Origin of the sequence: Myxococcus faecalis, assembly GCF_050039385.1 — a bacterium.
Lineage (GTDB): Bacteria > Myxococcota > Myxococcia > Myxococcales > Myxococcaceae > Myxococcus > Myxococcus fulvus.
Window position 1 is genome coordinate 10,242,055 of sequence record NZ_CP144336.1, and the last position, 17,158, is coordinate 10,259,212.

The window sequence follows — 17,158 nt, forward strand, 5'->3', positions numbered from 1 at the left end:
ACGTTGTCCCCGCGACCCGAGGCACCCATGTTCGCCGCTGAATCCTTTCTCGACGCAGGAGCGGAGCGACATGGATACACAGTTCAGACGTGACCCCATCTCGACCGAAGGAGGAAGAGCCACCTCGGCGGCCTGGGGACCTCTCTTCGTCCTCGGCGTGCTGATGGCGATCCTGGGCCTGGTGGCGTTGGGCTCCTCGTTCATCACGAGCATGGTCTCCGTCATCCTCTTCGGCGCGCTGCTCGCGGGGACGGGCATCGCGGAGATCGTCTCCTCCTTCCGCGTGCGGAAGTCCGGAGGCCCGTTCTGGCTCTACCTGCTCAACGGCGTGCTCTCCACCGTGGTCGGCATCTTCGTCCTGATGAACCCCGCGGCGGGCCTGGGCGCATTGACGCTCCTGCTCGCGGGCTACTTCTTCGCGAGCGGCCTCTTCCACGTGGTGACGTCGCTGATGGACCGCTATCCGAAGTGGGGCTGGGACTTCGCCTACGGCGCCATCTCCATCGCGCTGGGCGTCATCGTCATGGCCCAGTGGCCCATCTCCGCGGTGTGGCTGGTGGGCACCCTGGTGGGCATCTCCATCCTCATGCGCGGCATCGCCCTCATGGCGGGCTCCCTGGAGCTGCGTCGCGCGATGCGGAGCGTCTCCGTGTCGCCCTGACCCCAGGCCGCTGATTCCAGATTGAAAGGGCACGGTGACCGTCTGGCCACCGTGCCCTTGTTCTTCGCGCAGACGCCTCGCGTGACTAATAGGCGGCGTAGCGGTCCGATGCGCCCGTCTCGCTCGGGGGCGGGGGCGCGACCCGCTCGTTCGTGCCGCCGGACGACGTCAGTCGGCCCGTGAGGATGCGCATCAGCAGCTCCGGGTCCACGGGCTTGGGCAGGAAGGCCTCCGCCCCCGCGTCGAGCGCGCGCTGACGCACGTGTGGCCGGTTCAGCCCGCTCATCACCACCACCCGCGTGTTGCGCGTGAGGGGATGCTGCTTCAAGCCCTCGCACAGCCGCAGCCCATCCACCCAGTGCAGCACGACGTCGAGGACGATGGCCGTCGGAGGTCTGCGCGCCACCGCGCAGAACAGCGCGAGCTCGTCCGCGAAGGCGACGACCTTGGCCCCCGTGCTCTCCAGGAGCGCCGTGAGCGCCTCGCGGGCATCGGCGTCGTCATCCACCACGTAGTACAGGTCCGGCTCCAGCTCCGGGATGGCCAGGGGCACCGGCTCCAGCGACATCCGCAGCCAGTTGCTCATCGTCTCGCGCAGGCCCGCCCAGCGCACGGCCCCCAGCAGGGCCAGCGGCGTGGGAGCGTTCAACCCGAGCACACCACCGCCATGGACGCCCACGGACGTGCGCCGCCCCTTCGCCGCGACGAAGGCGGAGGGCGCCCGCTTGCCGGCGCGCCGCAACCAGCCCACCGCCCGGGCGCCGGCCGACGCGTCCTCCATCAGCTCGCACAGGCCCTCGCGCACATACCGGCGCTCCAGGGCCCCCGCGTCCAATCCCCCATCCAGGAGCGCCACCGCCGCCCGGCTGCACGACGCCAGCGTCTCCGACAGCCCCACCTGCAGCGGATGTCCGAAGGCCGCCGGACCCACGGCAATCTGCCCCGGAGCCACCAGCGTGCGCCCGGGCCCGAAGGGCAGCCGCGTGGTCTCCAGCGCCGCCAGCTCGAAGCCCTCCTCCAGCAGCCCATCCCGCGAGGCCATCATCAGCGCCTGGCACAGGTCGGCCGGCGTCACCGCGGGCCCGAAGGCCAGCGCGTAGACGGAGTCCGCGCCCGGCAGGAGGAACAAGCCATCCACCGTGGGAAGCGGCGCGACCCAGAGCCGCGCCACCGGCGCGATCTCCAGCCGCGACGACGCATGACGCAGCCGAGCCTGCACCGCGGGCATCGTCGGCGCGGGCCGGAAGCCCGGGAAGAAGTTGTCGCCCATGAGGGGTCCCGCGCCCCCCGCCAGGGCCACCGCGTGGAAGCGCTCGCCGCCTCCCTGGGCGCGGACCACCAGGGGGCCCGCGCCTCGCACGGACGCCGGCGCATCGGGGGCCGCGGGCTGCCGCTCCACCCGGTCCACGTGCCGCTCGAGGAAGCGCGCGCCCTGGGCGCTGGCCGCCGTGGCCAGCACGTCCCGCACCTGGGCCAGCCCGCCTTGCCCCTGGGGCCAGCCGTCCACCACCCACAGGCCACCGGGAGAGGAGGGGAGCAGCTCGCGCCGCCCCTCGGAGATGATCTCCACGCCGCGCAGCTCGTGGGCGCGCCACTCGGTGGGGATGCGACAGCCCAGCGCGGCCAGCCGCGAGCGACACTCCGGCGTCAGCACGGCGGGCGGCGCGGTGCGCTCCGACAGGCCACCCGAGTAGACGCGCACATCGAGCGTCAGCCCCCGCGCCCTGCCATTGAAGAGCAGCGAGGCCGCCAGCCCCGCACCCGCGATACCGCCTCCGACGACCGCCACCCTCGAACCGCTCGTCAGCCTGTTGCCCAGAATCATCCGCGCCCTCTTGCTTCCCGCCGTCGCCTGCTGCGTCGTGCCCGCGCTCAGTGCCGTTGCACGGAAGGCGCCATGGCCGGACGGCCGAACACCACCACCCGGTCGCGCCCCTCGCGCTTGGCCTCATAGAGGGCCGCGTCGGCGGCCTTCATCAGCCCTTCCGTGTCGCCCCGGGGTGTCTCCAATGTGTGGTCCGCGATGCCCACGCTCACGCTCAACCCGAAGGAGGCGGGGCGGCCGTCGCTCTTCTGCACGCCCACGGAGCGCAGGCCGGAGCGGATGCGCTCGGCGAACACCGCCGCCTCCAGCGCCGTCTGGTGGGGCAGGAGCGCCACGAACTCGTCGCCGCCGAAGCGCGCCGCGAAGTCCGACTCGCGCAGGTTGCCCTTGAGCTGGTTGGCCAGCGCGAGGATGGCCCGGTTGCCCACGTCGTGGCCCATGCCGTCGTTGATGGCCTTCAAGTGGTCCAGGTCGATGATCACCACGCTCAGCGGGTAGCCGTAGCGCTGGGCGCGCCGCAGCTCCTCCTCCAGCCGCACGGTGAGCGCCCGGAAGTTCGCCAGCCCCGTGAGGGCATCCGTCTGGGCGAGGATCTGCAGCCGCCGCTGCTGTTCACTCTGCCGCAGCGCCCGGTCGATCCGTGCCATGAGCTCCCTCGCGCTCGCCGGCTTGTGGATGAAGTCCACGGCGCCCATCTCCAGGCAGCGCTCCAGGGTGGCCTCGTCCGCGTCCCCGGTCAGGAAGATGACCGGCGTGGACTCCGTCCGGGAGTCCTCCTGCAGCGCCTCCAGCACCGCCAGCCCATCCCCGCTGGGCAGGAACCTGTCCAGCAGCACCAGGTCCGGCCGGTGTTCCCTCGCCAGCTCCAACCCCACGCCCGCGTCCGCCGCCCCCAGCACGTCGAAACGCGAGGCGAGCAGATCCGACAGGCTCTCCAGCACGCTCGCGTCGTCCTCGATGACCAGGAGGAGGGACCGCTCCGAGGTGCGCCCTCGCCGTTGCATGAACCTCTCCGCTTCGTTGCGCTCCTGATGATTGGCGGTCCAGAGGTCTCGGATGCCACGCCCCACCAGGTGCTCCCGCCGCCCCTGCGCCCCAGGCGCATCCGCCGCCTCCCGGTCCTGCGAGCACCCACCGCCTCCCGCAACCTTCACCCGAGACCTCCGGCCGCCAAGCCCATCGCCCTTGCCCGACGGGGAGTCACCCCCACCGACGCGCGTGGGCGTGGAGCAAGCTGCATGCCCTCGAGGAGGGCATCCGAGCGGACGTCATTTCAGGGGGTTGCACTCGCGCGCGGCGCCGCCAGCAGGAGCCAGGCGGAAGTCGTTCCAGCGTGCGTCGTGGGGAACCGGTAGGAATTCCCGGGCGGAGGAGGGCGGGGCGCCCTCCACTCCGGCCCGTCGCGGCGGATCAACGTCGGGTAACGAACTGCATGCGCCGGCCACCGCCACCGCCCATGGGGGGCATCATCGGCGGGGTCTCCAGGCCGAACTGCCACCACATGGGCTCGTACGGCTTCATCTTCAGGCGCTTGTCGTTCTGGAGCTGGCCGAGGCTGGCCTTGAGCTTCTCGTCCTTGGGGTTCTCCTCCACCCCGCGACCGAGCACCTTGAGGGCCTCGTCCTTCTCCTTCTTCTGCAGGAGGCACCAGGCGTACACCGCCCAGACGATGGCCTCCTTCTTCCCGCTCTTGGCGGCGGCCTCGAAGGCGGCCTTCATGGCCGGGGTGTCATTGCGCTGGAAGTACAGGGCGCCCTCCATGGCCTTGGCCATGTAGTTGCGCGAGCTGCCCTGCTTGAAGTGGACCAGCGCGCCATCCAGGTCCTTCACCATGTACTTCAACATTCCAATCTGCGCGTGAATCTCCGGCCCCACCATGAACTGCCACTTGTCGTAGATGAGGCCCTTCTCCAGCGTCTTCACCGCGCGCTCCACCCGGCCCTCGGCGTCCTTCTTGCTCGTGGGCTGGGACTGGAGGTCCGACTGCACCGTCGTCATGAGCGCCTGGATCTGCCCGGCGACCCGGCGGCCCAGGAAGAAGAAGGTGATGACGGCCGCGATGAGGCCCGGGACGAGCCCGGCCCAGATGGAGAAGTTGGCGAGCTTCACCAGCAGCGCGACCACGATTCCCACTGCCAGCGAGATAAGAAGGTTGTACATGCGGGGGCCCTCATAGCGATGTACGTGCAGCACCGCAATCTTCGGATGCATCCGCGCGGCCATCGCGGTATACGTCTGGCCGCTTCACCAACAAACGGCCCTCTGTCGAAATTGGTAGACGAGGCGGACTCAAAATCCGCTGCGGCTGACCCCGCGTCCCGGTTCGAGTCCGGGGAGGGCCACTTCCCACGAGGGGCGGGCTGCCAGCATCCGCTGGGCGGCCCCCCTGCCCGGGAGTGTGGAGGACGAGCTCCCGTCAGGGGCGTTGGAGATACCCCGCGATGAAGGTTCTGCTGGTCGAGGACGACGCGAGCCTCCGGGAAGGGATGGGCGAGTTGATCGCCGACCTGGCGGAGGTCCGCTCGGTGGGCGACGTGGCCCAGGCGCTGGAGGTCCTCTTTCAGGAGCGCTTCGAGCTGGTCCTCACGGACCTGCGCATCGGCGGCAGCGAGGCGGGCGGGCGGGCGGTATTGGAGGCGGCCCGGAAGGGGCGCCAGGCTGTGGCCATGGTCAGCGCGGCGTCCCCGGATGAGGTGGCGCGGGCGCTGCGTCCCCATGTCCCCGACGGCATCCTGGTGAAGCCCTTCCAGATCGAGGACATCCTCGGGCTGGTGGAGCGCTTCCTCGCCGTGCACCGGGGCGTGGAGGCGGCGTCTCGGGGGACGACGGTTCCCTCGGAGGGAGATTGGGTGGAGTGCTCGCCCGGTGTGCACCTGGCGTCGCCAGGGGGTGGGGCGGGTGGCGCCATCTGGGTGCGGCTGGTGGCGGGCGGCCAGTGGGCCTGGGCGGCGCGGCCGCGGGGACGCGAGGCGGCGCTGCTGCTCGAGGGTGAGCTGGACGTCGAGGGGACGCGCTTCGTGGCCCCGGCGTCATTCTTCGTGGGCGCGGAGGACTCTCCCGAGGTGCGTACGGCGACCGGGTGCCTGGTCATCACGCTCGGCGTGGACGGTTGAAAGGGCAGGTTGGCATCCGTGGACACTGTCTGGCCCACACATCCGCTGGAGGCGGCGCGGCTCGGTCGTCCTTCGAGGCGGGGCGCGACGGCGGCGCTCGAGGCGCACATCGCGGTGTTGCGCGGCGAACCCTTGAAGGCCGCGCTGGCCAATGCGCTGCGCGACGCGGATGGGCTCGGAGGCCAGGAGCGCCGGTTCGCCGCGCTCGTGGTGCGCGAGCTGTCCCGGCATCAGCGCCTGCTGGACCTGGCGGCGAAGCTGTTGGGGCATCCTCCGGGGAAGCTGGTGCTCACGGAGGACCAGGCGCTGGTGCGCTACGCGCTGTGGCGGCGCATCTTCTGTGGTGAGGGCTGGACGCGCATCGGCCCGGAGGTCCGGCTCCCCGGGCCGGTGAGGCCGCGCACCCTCAAGGACGAGGTGCTCCAGAAGGTGGTGGAGTCCCCGCTGCCGGAGGCGCCGCTGCCGGACACCCACGCGGAGCGGCTGGCGGTGCGCTACTCGTTCCCCAACTGGCTGGTGCAGAAGCTGGCGCAGGCCTATCCGGAGTCGGTGCTGGAGGGGCTGTTGTCCTCACTCGACGAGGAGCCCGGGCTGCACTTCCGGGTGCGGCCGCCGGGGACTCGCGACGCGGTGCTGGCCGCGCTCCAGGAGGAGGGCGTCGCCGCGGAGGCGGTGCTCGCGGCGCCGGACGCGGTGCGGGTGGTGGACGCGAGCCACCGCATCTTCGAGACGCGGGTGATGAAGACCGGGCGGCTCCAGGTCCAGGACGTGGGCAGCCAGCTGATCTCAGAGGTGTGTCGTCCGGTGGGCGGCTCGCTGCAGGGGCTCACCGTGGCGGATGTCTGCGCGGGCGCGGGCGGCAAGACGCTGGCGCTGGCGGACTTCGTCGGTCCCACGGGGAAGGTGCTCGCGGGAGATCGCTCCCGCCGCCGGCTGGCCGAGGCCCGGGAGCGCGTGCGCCACTTCTCCTTGAGACAGGTGGCCTTCCCCCATCCTCTGCCGCTGTCGGAGGCGGACGTGCTGCTGATCGACGCGCCGTGCAGCGGGACGGGCTCGCTGGCGCGCGAGCCGGATCAGAAGTGGAAGCTGAACGCGGCGGAGATCGCCAAGTACCAGACGACCCAGTCGGAGCTGCTCGACGAGGTGAGTCGTCAGGCGAAGCACGGGGCGCTGGTGGTCTACGCCACGTGCTCGGTGCTGCCGGACGAGGACGAGGCCGTCGTCGAGGGCTTCCTCGCGAAGCACCCGGAGTTCACGCTGGAGCCGGTGGCGGACGTGCTCGGAGCGGAACGGGCGGCACTCGCGACCCAGGGGCCGTACCTCAAGGCGCTGCCTCCTCGCGTGCCCGGGGGCGGCTTCTTCGCGGCGCGGCTCCGGCGGACCGGGCAGGGTTGACAGTCCACGAGGCCACACGCTACGCCAGCGTAGGTCCTTCAAGGGGTGTCACCGACGTGCCGGCCGACCCGAAGCAGTCCGAGGTGGTGAAGCAGATCAACGAGGCCTTCCAGGCGGCGCAGGCCCGACTGGCGCAGCTGCGCGAGGCGGTGGAGCGCAACTCGGACCTGGCCCGGGCGAACGCCAAGGCCACGGTGCTGAAGGACCAGAAGGAGCGCGCCTTCAAGGAACTCGGCGAGGTCGTCTACCGGCAGATCCAGAAGGGCAGGCTGGAGCTGCCGGCCGGCTTCGCGTCCGCGCTCAAGGCCATCGAGGCCGCCGAGCAGGCGGCCGAGGCGCACGCGCGCGAGCTGACGGACATCCTCCGGGAAGGGGAAGAAGTCGCTGAGCGGTTGAAGGTTGGAAAAAACGCACCGAAGCCGCAAACAGTTCTTGGCCCTGGGAACAAGAGGCGGTAGAAGGCACCCACTTTCGACGTCGGGCCGCTCCCCAAGGCGGTCGGCAGCAAAAGACGGGGCTATAGCTCAGCTGGGAGAGCGCTTGAATGGCATTCAAGAGGTCACCGGTTCGATCCCGGTTAGCTCCACTCTGAAGTAGGAAGGCCCGCCTGGGAAACCCGGCGGGCCTTTTTCTTTTCCGGTGAGTGTCGCCGGGCAGAGCGACGGTCCTCGCGCGATGGAGTCTCGTGGCACGACGCGGATCCGCGGGCCCCTCGTTCCCGAGCCACCTCGGATGTCACCGGGCCAGGTGGCTCGCGTCGGCTCGCTGCTTCGGAGTCCTCGAGAAATCGCCGCTGCGTTTCGCGTCATCACGCATCTGTTCGTGCGACGGCGTGGTGCGGGACAGGGGCGCGCGTTGACGGGCGACTCTCGACAGCGAACGAAGTTGGTCAATGACTGGGCGTCGGCGAACGAAGATGCTGCGCCGTCGCCGGGTTCTCGGATATGGGGCCCGCACGAGGCCGAGTGATGCGCAGACACCTGGATCGAGGCGTGACAGTGGCGCTGGTGCTCGCGGCCGGGATGTCGGCCGCGCAGTTCACACCGGGCTCAGCGGGGCAGGGTGGCGGTTCGACGCCAGGGACGACGGGGACGGGCACGACGTCCGGCACCTCCGGCACGGGCACCACGGGTGGCGTGTCTGGGACTCCGACGACCTCGGGCACGGGCACGGCGACACCGACTCCGGGGACTGGCTCCGCGGCGCCTGGTGTCTCGGGGCCGCAGACGCCCGCGCCGACGACGGGCGCCGGTGGCGGCACGCTTCCTCCGGGGCCTCCGACAATTGCTCCCGAGTCGGTGGACTCGGCATCGACGCCCTCCGGCGGACGGACGGTGTCTCCGGCTCCGATGAAGGAGCCCGCGCGAGAGGCCCAGCAGGTGAAGCAGGGCGTCGCCAACGTGCCCGACACACAGGCCCCGCGGAAGGCCGGTCCGTTGACGCTGGCTCAGCTGGTGGAGCGCGCGCGCACGTCTGATTTGCGGGTGGAGGAGGCCTCCGCGGAGCTGCGCAAGTTCGAGGCGCTCTACAAGCAGGCGCGGTGGGCCTGGTTCCCCAAGTTCGAAATCACCGTGGGCATGGGCGGCCCCATCCCCGAGGCGCGCAACGATGGCCTCGGCGGCCCGCCCACCACCAAGGCCTCGCTCGAGGGAGACCTCGACTTCGGCAAGGTGGGCGTGACGGTGTTCTCCAACGGCAACGCGGTGTTGCCCATCTACACCTTCGGCAAGCTGTCCGCGCTGGAGAAGGCCGGGGCCCAAGGGCCCATCCTCGGCGCGGCGCTGCGTGAGCGTGTGCGGGACGAGGTCGGCTTCCAGGCCGCGCAGGCGTACTACAGCTATCAGCTGGCGCGCGCCGGCCTCCAGCAGATGGAGGAGGTGTCCAAGCGCCTGGAGGACGCCGCCGAGAAGATCGCCGCGCTCCTGAAGGAGGAGTCGCCGCAGGTGGCCCAGGTGGACACGTACAAGGTCCGCTTCTTCCGGCAGGTGGTGGAGGCGCGCAAGGCGGACGTCATCCAGGGGCGCGCGCTCGCGATGACGGCCATCGGCCTGCTCGCCAACGCGCCGCCGGGCGAGGAGGTCGCCGTCGTCGAGGAGGACCTGCCGCTCGAGGACGAGGTTCAGCCCCCGTCGCTGGAGCGCGCGCTGGAGCTGGCCGAGCAGTACCGCCCCGAGCTCACCGCGGTCGCCGCCGGCATCGTCGCGCGCGAGTCCGAAGTGTTGATTCGCGAGCGGAGCTACTTCCCGGACTTCGGCCTCGCGGGCTTCTACGATTTGCGCTTCACGACCAGCGCGACGCGGCAGCGCAGCCCCTTCGCGTATGACCCCTACAACGACCGGACCGCGGGCGTCGGCCTGGTGATGCGGGGGACGTTCGACATCCCCATCAAGGACGCGCAGCTGGACCAGGCGCGCGCGGAGCTCGACAAGCTGCGCGCCCAGGAGAAGCAGATCCACGCCGCCATCCGCCTGGAGGTGACCAAGGTCCACGGCGAGCTGGTGGCCGCGTGGGCCAAGGCCAAGGCCTTCACGGACGCGGAGAAGAGCGCCCGTCGCTGGGTGACCTCCGCCTTCGCCGCCTTCGACCTGGGCACCGGGGAGACGAGAGACCTGGTGGACGCCTTCACCGCCTATGCGCAGGTTACAGGCGACCGGGCGAAGAGCTGGTTCGACGTCCGGTTGGGAATGGCGGCCCTCTCTCGTGTCACCGGGACGCCCCCGGCCCTGCGTGAATAATCGGGGCCACGCGCCTGTCCGCTGTTTCGACCTTCTGCACGGAGCCGAAAACCATGATTGCTTCCCTGCTCGCCGCAACCCTGCTCGCCGCGGCGCCCACGCCCCTCACCGTCGTCAAGTCCGGGAACGCGGATGTCCAGAAGGCGGCCAATGCTCCCGGCGCCACCGTCGAGTCGCTCGCCAGCGTCGTCGAGAAGTTCGTCGACTTCCAGGAACTGGCCAGGCGCGCCCTGGGTGACAAGACGTGGGACTCGCTCACGCCCGCCCAGCGCAAGGACTTCTCCGAGACGATGACGGGCCTGCTTCGCGCCTCCTACGCCCAGAAGGCCATCGGCCAGGCCCAGGCGGACGTGAAGTACGGCAAGGAGACCATCAAGGACTCCGAGGCCACCGTCGACACGACGCTCACCCTCAAGAAGGACCAGATCCCCGTCGACTATCGCCTCTACAAGGTGAAGAACGACTGGCGCATCTACGACGTCGTCACCGATGAGGTGTCCCTCGTGGACACGTACAAGGGCCAGTTCCAGAAGCTGCTGAGCACCAAGGGGTTCGACGGCCTGCTCTCCACGCTGAAGACCAAGCGGGCTCAGCTGGAGAAGGAGAACGCGGCCCAGTCCGCCAAGGGCACCGGCGGCTCCGCGGCTCCCGCGAAGTGAGCTGAACACAGCTCGCGCTGACTTCGGGCCGGGGCTCCTCGAAAGAGAGCCTCGGCCTTCGTCGTTCCAGGGCTCAGGCGTGGCCGTAGGACGCGAGCGTCCCGACGAGTCCCTGGTCCAGGGGGATGGTGGGCGCGAAGCCCAGCTCCTGGGTGGCGCGCTCGGTGGTGCACGTCCACGCGGCGCACTTCATCTCCCGAACCTTGTCGCGGTTGAGGATGGGCACGGTGCCGCGCAGGCGGGCCATGGCCTCGGAGCCCAGGCCCAGGAAATAGCCGACGGTGTCGGGCACCGGCAGCACGGTGGGGGGCCTGCGGCCCAGGGCCCGGGCCACCGCGGCGCAGACGTCCTCCCAGGTGTACTCGCGACCGTCGGACACGGTGTACACACCGCGCGCCGCGTCGGCCTTGTCGAGCGTCGGGCCGCGCTCGGCGGCCGCGAGCAGCGCGGTGTTCAGGTCATCCACGTGGATGAGCGAGTAGCGCTTGGGGCCGAAGCCGCTCTTCAGCGCGAAGCCGCTCTTCGCCATGGGGATGACGGAGGGGATGAACTCCACGTCGCCCGGCCCGTAGACCATGGGCGGACGGACGATGACGGACGGCACCTTGTCCGCCAGCTCGCGCACGGCCTCCTCGCCCCCCAGCTTGCTGCGGCCGTAGGTGGAGACGGGGGCCGGCGGGTCCTCCTCGCGGCGAGGGCGCTCGGGGGTGGACGGGCCCGCCGCGGCGAGCGACGAGCAGTAGACGAGCCGGGGCGGGTGGGGCAGGGCGGCCATGGCCTCGGCGAGGCGGCGGGTGCCGTTGGCGTTGCCCTCGAAGTAGCCCGCGGGCTCCCGGGCCTTGGTGACGCCGGCCAGGTGCAGCACGCAGTCCACGTCGCGCACGGCCTCGGTGAGGCCCTCTCCCGTGGTCAGATCCCCCACGGCGAACCGGGCGCCGAGCGCCGCCAGCGCGTCGCGACGCGAGCTGGGACGCACGAGCACGGTGAGCGAGTCGCCTCGCTCGACGATGCGGCTCGCGAGCCGCTGGCCGATGAAGCCGGTGCCACCGGTGAGCAGGAAACGCACGGCGAGGACTCCCTGGGGTTACAGCGAACGCTGGTAGAGGCGGTACGTCTTCGAGCGCTTGCCGCCCATCGACTCGATGGCGCGGTTGACGAGGTGGTTGTCCTCGAGCGTCCAGGAGATCTCCCCGCCCGAGTAGCCCAGACGGTGCGCGGTGCGCAGCGTGTCCAGGTACAGGATGGCGTCCAGGCCCCGGCGCCGGTAGCCCTCCTTGATGCCGAGGGTGATGAGGCGCAGCCGGTGGATGCGGCGCGAGGCCAGCAGCATCTTCGTCAGGCCGATGGGCAGCCCGAAGGTGGTCAGGCGCCCGTTGGCGGCCTTGAGGGCCACGTTGGCGTCCGGCAGCGTCATGGAGAAGGCCACCGGCTCCCCCTTCACCTCGGCGATGAGCACCAGCTCCGGCCGGACGATGGTCTTCATCTCCTTGGCCAGGTGGTCGAACTCCTTGTCGGTGAAGGGCACGAAGCCCCAGTTCTTCTCCCAGGCGGAGTTGTAGATCTCCCGGATGCGCTCGACCTCGGCGGGGAAGTCCTTGAGGTTCACCGCGCGCACGGTGATGCCCTCGCGCTGCCGCATCTTCTCCGCGATGCGCACCACCTTCTCCGGCGGCTCCGCGGACGAGGACAGATCGAAGGCGAACAGGTCCTTCGCCTTCACCAGCCCGCACGCCTCCAGCAGCGTGGCGAAGTAGGGCGGGTTGTACGGCATCATGATGGCCGGGGGTGACTCGTATCCCTCGATGAGCAGGCCCCAGTCCTGGTTGGACGAGAAGTTGGCCGGACCGATCATGCTGTCCAGCCCGCGCTCCTTCAGCCACGATGCCGCGGCGTCCAGGAGCAGCCGCGCGATGCCCGCGTCGTTCACGCACTCGAAGAGGCCGAAGAAGCCCTCCTTCGTGCCGTGGATCTCCTGGTGCCGGGGGTTGCGGATGGCGGCGATGCGGCCCACCACGTCCTGGCCTCGCCACGCGAGGAACAGCTCCACCTCGCCGTACTCGAAGAAGGGGTTCTTCTTCGGGTCCAGGAAGTCCTTGCGCTCCATCTCCAGCGGAGGGACCCAGTTCGGGTCCCCCGTGTAGAGCGAGAACGGGAAGCGGATGAACGTCATCCGCGCCGCGGCGTCCCGCACGGGCGTCACCAGGACGTCCGAGGGGAGGGGCGGAAGGGCGGGCTGGACTGCGGGCGGCTCGGCGGGCAGGGCCATGGTGGAATCAGGTCCTCTCGGCGGAGTTGCCGTCGGTGCCGTTCTTCAGGAAGAAGTGCGCGCCCTTCTCCAGCAGGAAGCCGGGCAGCTCGCCGCGCTTCTCCCACAGCTTCATGGGCGCGGCGCGCAGCTGGCGCAGGTCCTCCGGCTGCAGGTTCGCCGCGCGCCAGGTGAGCTGCTCCACCGCGTCGAAGATCTTCCCGGCCACCTCGCGCGACGACATGCGCGACAGCTGGTCCAGGGTGATGCCGCCCTTGTCCGCCAGGAGGCCCGCGGAGCCCGCCGCCCACTTCTCGCTCGCCTTGTTGGAGCGCACGGACGTGCCCGGGCGGGCGATCTGCACCGGCTCGTACACCGTGGGGCGCGTCTGCGGAATCACGTTCAGCTTGCGGCCGATGGTCTCGAAGGTGTCCAGCACGCGGTCCAGCTGCGCGTCCGTGTGCGTGGCCATGAACGAGGTGCGGATGAGCGCGTGGCCCGCCTCCACCGCCGGCGGAATCACCGGGTTGGCGAAGACGCCCGCCTCGTGCAGCGCGCGCCAGAAGCGGAAACACTTCGTCTGGTCGCCGATGTGCACGGGGACGACGGGCGTCACGGACACGCCGGTGTCGAAGCCCATGGCGCGGAAGCCGTTGTGCATCTTCTCCGCGATGTCCAGCAGGCGCGCGCGGCGCTGGGGCTCCGCCTCGATGATCTCCAGCGACTTGAGCGCCGAGGCGATGGACGCCGGCGTCATGGACGCGGAGAAGATGACCGAGCGCGACTTGTGCTTGATGTAGTTGATGACGTCGAAGGGGCCGGCCAGCACGCCGCCCAGCGACGCGAAGCTCTTGGAGAACGTCCCCATCACGAGGTCCGTCTCCTTCTCCAGGCCGAAGTACTCGGAGGTGCCCCGGCCCTTCTCACCCAGCACGCCCATGGCGTGGGCGTCATCCGTCATCACCCGGGCGTTGTACTGCTTCGCCAGCTCCACGATGCGCGGCAGGTTGCAGACGTCTCCCTCCATGGAGAAGACGCCGTCGGTGATGATGATCTTCCCGGCGTTGGGATCGGCCTGGGACAACAGCTGCTCCAGGTGGTCCATGTCGTTGTGGCGGAACTTGCGCTCCGTGGAGAACGACAGCCGGATGCCGTCCACCAGCGACGCGTGGTTCTGGCGATCACTGAAGACGATGTCGTGGCGGCCCAGGATGGAGGACAGCGCCAGGTTCGTCTGGAAGCCGGTGGAGATGACCACCGCGGCCTCGCGGTTGAGGAACTTGGCCAGCCGTCCCTCGAGCTCCTCGTGCAGCGCCAGCGTGCCGTTGAGCAGACGCGAGCCCGAGCACGTGGTGCCGAACTTCTCCGTCGCCTTGATGGCGGCTTCCTTGACGCGCGGGTCCGCGGACAGGCCCAGGTAGTTGTTGGAGCCGACCATGATCACCCGCTTGCCCTCGATCTCCACCTCGGTGGCGCCGTGCGACGCCTCGATGACGCGGAAATAGGGGTAGAGGCCGGTGGCCTTCGCGATGCGGTAGTCCTTCCAATTGCTGCACTTGTCGAAGACGTCGCTCATGGTGCTCTTTCTGTAGGCCTGCGTCGGGGGAGGGTTTGGGCCTCTTCAGGAGAGGCGGAGTGCGGCACTGCGGTCGCCACTCACCATGCAGGGCTCGTTCCCGAGCCGGGGGCAACCATGCGCCCGACGACCTCCCTCGGGGGACGCGGGGCCGTGAATAAAGAGGCCGAGGGGCAGTGTCAAGGCGCGGACCGTTGCTTGGGACCCTTGCGAGAGGGGCCAAAAGTCCCCTCGGCTTGACAGCACCGTTGCATTGGTGGCACCCCGCCGACGCAGACCGTCTTCCAGTGGATAATGGGAAGCAAGGTCGCCCGCCCGCCTTCGTGCGCAAGCAGCCGACCCAGGGACGGAAGGCTTTCCGGTCGCCCGTTGTTTGAGGGGGCTACGACTGGCCGGGAATTTGCTAAGCCCGGCGAAAATCGAGGAGTGGACGGTGGCCAGGTCTCTGCGGCAACGGTGGTTCGAGGGGTTCATCCAGACGGCGGTCTCCCGGCCCTGGTACGTGCTGCTGATCTCCGCATTGCTGGCCGCCGGCGGTATGGCACTGGCGTCGCGGTTGGAGTTCCGTGGTTCATTCGTCGAGCTGCTCCCGCAGGGTGCCCGCGAAGTCCAGGACCTGACACGCGTGTCACAGAAGGCGGGTGGGGACGGGTACCTGGTCATCGTCGCGAAGGGAGACACACCCGAGCGGCTGAAGGCTTACGCGCGCGAGTTGAAGGGACGGCTCGAGGCGCTCCCCGAGGTGCGCTACGTCGAGCACAGCTATGACGTGGAGTTCTTCAAGCGCCACGCGCTGTGGCTCCTGCCCGCGGAGACGCTGGCGGAGCTGCGCGCGGACCTCTCGGCGCGGGTGCGCTACGAGCGGCAGCAGGCCAATCCCTTCTATATCGACCTGGGGGCCACGCCTCCGCCGCCCACGTTCGAGGAGATTGCCCGGAAGCACTCGCCCAACGCGCCGGTGCACGAGTCCCTGGCGAACGCGGACGGCACCGAGGTCTACCTGATGCTCAAGCCCATGGGCACCGCGGGGGACCTGGACTTCGCGCGCCGCTTCGTGGAGCTGGCGCTGGGCACGGGGCGCACGCTGGCCTCGGAGCGCTACCCGGCGGTGAAGCTGGAGGCGACGGGCAACTTCCAGAACCGCATCGAAGAGGACGCGGTGATGCGCGGTGATTTGTCGCGCGCCGGCACGCTGTCCGCGCTCATCGCCATCGGCCTCATCCTGCTGGCCACCCGGCGCATCGCGGCGCTGGCGGTGGTGGGCCTGCCCGTCGTCGTCGGCCTGTTGATGACGTTCGGCATCGCGTGGCTCGCCATCGGCCACCTCAACGTGGTGACGGGCTTCCTGGTCGCCATCCTCATCGGCCTGGGCATCGAGTACGGCGTGCACCTGTGCATGCGCTACTGGGAGGAGCGGCGCACCCGCTCCGCGCGCGACGCGCTGGCCACCGCCGTGGGCGGCACCTTCAGCGGGGCGATGACGTCCGCGGTGACGAACGCGGCGGCGTTCTTCGTGCTGATGCTGGCGCAGTTCCACGCCTTCAACCAGTTCGGCTTCCTGGCGGGGCTGGGCGTGCTGCTCGCGGTGCTGGCGGCCTATGCACTGGGGCCCTCGCTGCTGGCCATCGCGGAGCGGCTGCGCCCGGCCCGCGTGGACACGGCGCCCGCCTCCGAGGTCGCCGCCCCCGTGGTGGCGCCGCCGAAGCCCGAGCGGGAGTGGCGCCGGTGGCCCACGTCCGTCCTCGTCGTGCTCGCGCTGTCCGTGGTGGGCTTCGCCGCGTTCTCCGTCTCCATCGCGCCCCGGCTGGGCTTCGAGACGGACATGCGCAAGCTGAAGGGGGACTCCCCGGCGTCGCGGCTGGATGACCACGTCACCGAGCAACTGGGCCAGCCGCTCAACCCCGCCATCTTCCTGGTGGACGACCTGGGGCAGGCGGCGAAGGTCGAGCAGGTCATCGCCGAGGTGAAGCAGAAGAACGGCGCCGACTCGGTGTTCCTGCGCACGACCTCCTTGAACGACCTGGTGCCCGGAGACGTGGAGCGCCGGGGCGCGGAGATTGGCGGCATCCGCACGCTGCTGCACGGCCTGCCCGAGGCGGCGTACGAGGATCCGCGCCTCAAGGAGCTCCAGGGGATGGTGGAGGCGAAGCCGTATGGGCTGGACTCGCTGCCCGTGGAGGTGCGCCGCCGGTTCGAGGCCACGGACGGGCAGGGCACCTTCCTGCTGCTGTTCCCCTCCGTGTCGAACTACGACACCAAGGACCTCACGCGCTGGGCGGCGCAGATCGACCAGGTGGTGGAGGGCGCGAAGGCGGCGGGCGTGGAGATGGCGGTGCTGGACAGCAACCGCATCGCCTCGCGCATCTTCGCGCTGGTGAGCGCGGACGGCCCGCTCATCCTCTGGGCGGCCGCGGCGGCGGTGTTCCTGGTCATCCTGGTGAGCCTGCGCAGCGTGAAGCGGACGCTGCTGGTGACGGGGCCGCTGTTCCTGGGCATGACGTGCCTGGCGGGCGGCATGTACCTCTTCGACGTGCAGCTCAACTTCATCAACGCGGTGGTGCTGCCCAACCTGCTCGCCATCGCGGTGGACAACTCCGTGCACCTGTATCACCGGTACGAGGAGGAGGGCCCCGGCTCGCTCGGCAAGGTGGTGCGGCACACGGGGCTTGCGGCCGTGGTCGCCACGCTGTCGAACGCGGCCGGGTACGGTGCGCTGCTCGTCGCCAACCACCAGGGCCTGCGCAGCATCGGACAGATTGCGCTCCTCGGGGTCGTGTGCACCTTTCTGGGGACCACAGTGTTCTTCCCCGCGCTGCTTGCCCTCCTGGAGCGCTGGAAGGGGCGCAAGGGCCTGCTCGTCACCCAAGAGGGCGCGGTCGTCCGGAGTCTCGATCTCGACGCGGCCACCTCCGAGGTGGGGGCGTCGGGGGAGCGGAAATCGGCGTGAGT

At 70.1% G+C, this 17,158-nt stretch carries 13 protein-coding genes and 2 tRNA genes; 9 read left to right on the plus strand and 6 right to left on the minus strand.

Going from position 1 to position 17,158, the window contains the following annotated elements; translation table 11 throughout:
* Window positions 1–70 precede the first annotated feature (70 nt).
* Window positions 71–661, plus strand: coding sequence for an HdeD family acid-resistance protein (locus VZQ01_RS40810; RefSeq protein WP_141330825.1), 591 nt, complete (start codon window positions 71–73; stop codon window positions 659–661).
* An 85-nt stretch (window positions 662–746) separates the two neighbouring features.
* Here VZQ01_RS40810 and VZQ01_RS40815 read toward each other — a convergent pair whose 3' ends face one another.
* The 3 genes from VZQ01_RS40815 to VZQ01_RS40825 all read right to left on the minus strand — a co-directional run bounded on the left by VZQ01_RS40815 (window position 747) and on the right by VZQ01_RS40825 (window position 4,646).
* Window positions 747–2,486, minus strand: coding sequence for a response regulator (locus VZQ01_RS40815; protein ID WP_426746348.1), 1,740 nt, complete (start codon window positions 2,484–2,486; stop codon window positions 747–749).
* 47 nt (window positions 2,487–2,533) lie between these two features.
* Window positions 2,534–3,490: a diguanylate cyclase gene (locus VZQ01_RS40820; RefSeq protein WP_255653393.1), complete on the minus strand. Its 957-nt coding sequence runs from the start codon at window positions 3,488–3,490 to the stop codon at window positions 2,534–2,536.
* A 406-nt stretch (window positions 3,491–3,896) separates the two neighbouring features.
* Window positions 3,897–4,646, minus strand: a complete 750-nt coding sequence (locus VZQ01_RS40825; protein ID WP_426746349.1) for a tetratricopeptide repeat protein — start codon at window positions 4,644–4,646, stop codon at window positions 3,897–3,899.
* A 96-nt stretch (window positions 4,647–4,742) separates the two neighbouring features.
* Between VZQ01_RS40825 and VZQ01_RS40830 the strand changes: the two genes are divergently transcribed.
* The 7 genes from VZQ01_RS40830 (at window position 4,743) to VZQ01_RS40860 (ending at window position 10,388) form a co-directional block, all read left to right on the plus strand.
* A tRNA-Leu gene (locus VZQ01_RS40830) sits at window positions 4,743–4,828 on the plus strand.
* Window positions 4,829–4,927: 99 nt separating this feature from the next.
* Window positions 4,928–5,599, plus strand: a complete 672-nt coding sequence (locus VZQ01_RS40835; RefSeq protein ID WP_426746350.1) for a response regulator — start codon at window positions 4,928–4,930, stop codon at window positions 5,597–5,599.
* 114 nt (window positions 5,600–5,713) lie between these two features.
* Window positions 5,714–6,994: an RsmB/NOP family class I SAM-dependent RNA methyltransferase gene (locus VZQ01_RS40840; RefSeq protein ID WP_426749032.1), complete on the plus strand. Its 1,281-nt coding sequence runs from the start codon at window positions 5,714–5,716 to the stop codon at window positions 6,992–6,994.
* 56 nt (window positions 6,995–7,050) lie between these two features.
* The gene (locus VZQ01_RS40845) at window positions 7,051–7,452 is read left to right on the plus strand and encodes a hypothetical protein (RefSeq protein ID WP_223749008.1); all 402 of its coding nucleotides are present in this window, start codon (window positions 7,051–7,053) and stop codon (window positions 7,450–7,452) included.
* A 55-nt stretch (window positions 7,453–7,507) separates the two neighbouring features.
* A tRNA-Ala gene (locus tag VZQ01_RS40850) sits at window positions 7,508–7,580 on the plus strand.
* A gap of 382 nt (window positions 7,581–7,962) precedes the next feature.
* Window positions 7,963–9,729: a TolC family protein gene (locus VZQ01_RS40855; protein WP_426746352.1), complete on the plus strand. Its 1,767-nt coding sequence runs from the start codon at window positions 7,963–7,965 to the stop codon at window positions 9,727–9,729.
* A gap of 53 nt (window positions 9,730–9,782) precedes the next feature.
* On the plus strand, window positions 9,783–10,388 hold the full coding sequence (locus VZQ01_RS40860; RefSeq protein ID WP_223749006.1) for an MlaC/ttg2D family ABC transporter substrate-binding protein: 606 nt from the start codon (window positions 9,783–9,785) through the stop codon (window positions 10,386–10,388).
* A gap of 73 nt (window positions 10,389–10,461) precedes the next feature.
* On the opposite strand, the gene VZQ01_RS40865 is transcribed toward VZQ01_RS40860, so the two are convergent.
* The 3 genes from VZQ01_RS40865 to VZQ01_RS40875 are packed head-to-tail and all read right to left on the minus strand — an operon-like array spanning window position 10,462 to window position 14,209.
* Window positions 10,462–11,454: an NAD-dependent epimerase/dehydratase family protein gene (locus VZQ01_RS40865; RefSeq protein ID WP_223783324.1), complete on the minus strand. Its 993-nt coding sequence runs from the start codon at window positions 11,452–11,454 to the stop codon at window positions 10,462–10,464.
* An 18-nt stretch (window positions 11,455–11,472) separates the two neighbouring features.
* Entirely contained in the window at window positions 11,473–12,654 is a 1,182-nt protein-coding gene (locus VZQ01_RS40870; RefSeq protein WP_223749004.1) for a GNAT family N-acetyltransferase, read from the minus strand.
* Window positions 12,655–12,661: 7 nt separating this feature from the next.
* Window positions 12,662–14,209 carry an aminotransferase class I/II-fold pyridoxal phosphate-dependent enzyme gene (locus VZQ01_RS40875; RefSeq protein WP_141324050.1) on the minus strand — a complete coding sequence of 516 codons (1,548 nt, stop codon included), beginning with the start codon at window positions 14,207–14,209 and terminating at the stop codon, window positions 12,662–12,664.
* 433 nt (window positions 14,210–14,642) lie between these two features.
* On the opposite strand from VZQ01_RS40875, the gene VZQ01_RS40880 reads away from it, so the two are divergent.
* The gene (locus VZQ01_RS40880; protein ID WP_426746353.1) at window positions 14,643–17,156 is read left to right on the plus strand and encodes an efflux RND transporter permease subunit; all 2,514 of its coding nucleotides are present in this window, start codon (window positions 14,643–14,645) and stop codon (window positions 17,154–17,156) included.
* The last annotated feature ends 2 nt before the right edge of the window (window positions 17,157–17,158 follow it).

What these genes read in the sequence shown, in the direction of transcription:
- VZQ01_RS40810 (WP_141330825.1), top strand. Translation starts at nt 71, where the DNA reads ATGGATACACAGTTCAGACGTGACCCCATCTCGACCGAAGGAGGAAGA.
- VZQ01_RS40815 (WP_426746348.1), bottom strand. Translation starts at nt 2,486, where the DNA reads ATGATTCTGGGCAACAGGCTGACGAGCGGTTCGAGGGTGGCGGTCGTC.
- VZQ01_RS40820 (WP_255653393.1), bottom strand. Translation starts at nt 3,490, where the DNA reads ATGCAACGGCGAGGGCGCACCTCGGAGCGGTCCCTCCTCCTGGTCATC.
- VZQ01_RS40825 (WP_426746349.1), bottom strand. Translation starts at nt 4,646, where the DNA reads ATGTACAACCTTCTTATCTCGCTGGCAGTGGGAATCGTGGTCGCGCTG.
- VZQ01_RS40835 (WP_426746350.1), top strand. Translation starts at nt 4,928, where the DNA reads ATGAAGGTTCTGCTGGTCGAGGACGACGCGAGCCTCCGGGAAGGGATG.
- VZQ01_RS40855 (WP_426746352.1), top strand. Translation starts at nt 7,963, where the DNA reads ATGCGCAGACACCTGGATCGAGGCGTGACAGTGGCGCTGGTGCTCGCG.
- VZQ01_RS40860 (WP_223749006.1), top strand. Translation starts at nt 9,783, where the DNA reads ATGATTGCTTCCCTGCTCGCCGCAACCCTGCTCGCCGCGGCGCCCACG.
- VZQ01_RS40870 (WP_223749004.1), bottom strand. Translation starts at nt 12,654, where the DNA reads ATGGCCCTGCCCGCCGAGCCGCCCGCAGTCCAGCCCGCCCTTCCGCCC.
- VZQ01_RS40875 (WP_141324050.1), bottom strand. Translation starts at nt 14,209, where the DNA reads ATGAGCGACGTCTTCGACAAGTGCAGCAATTGGAAGGACTACCGCATC.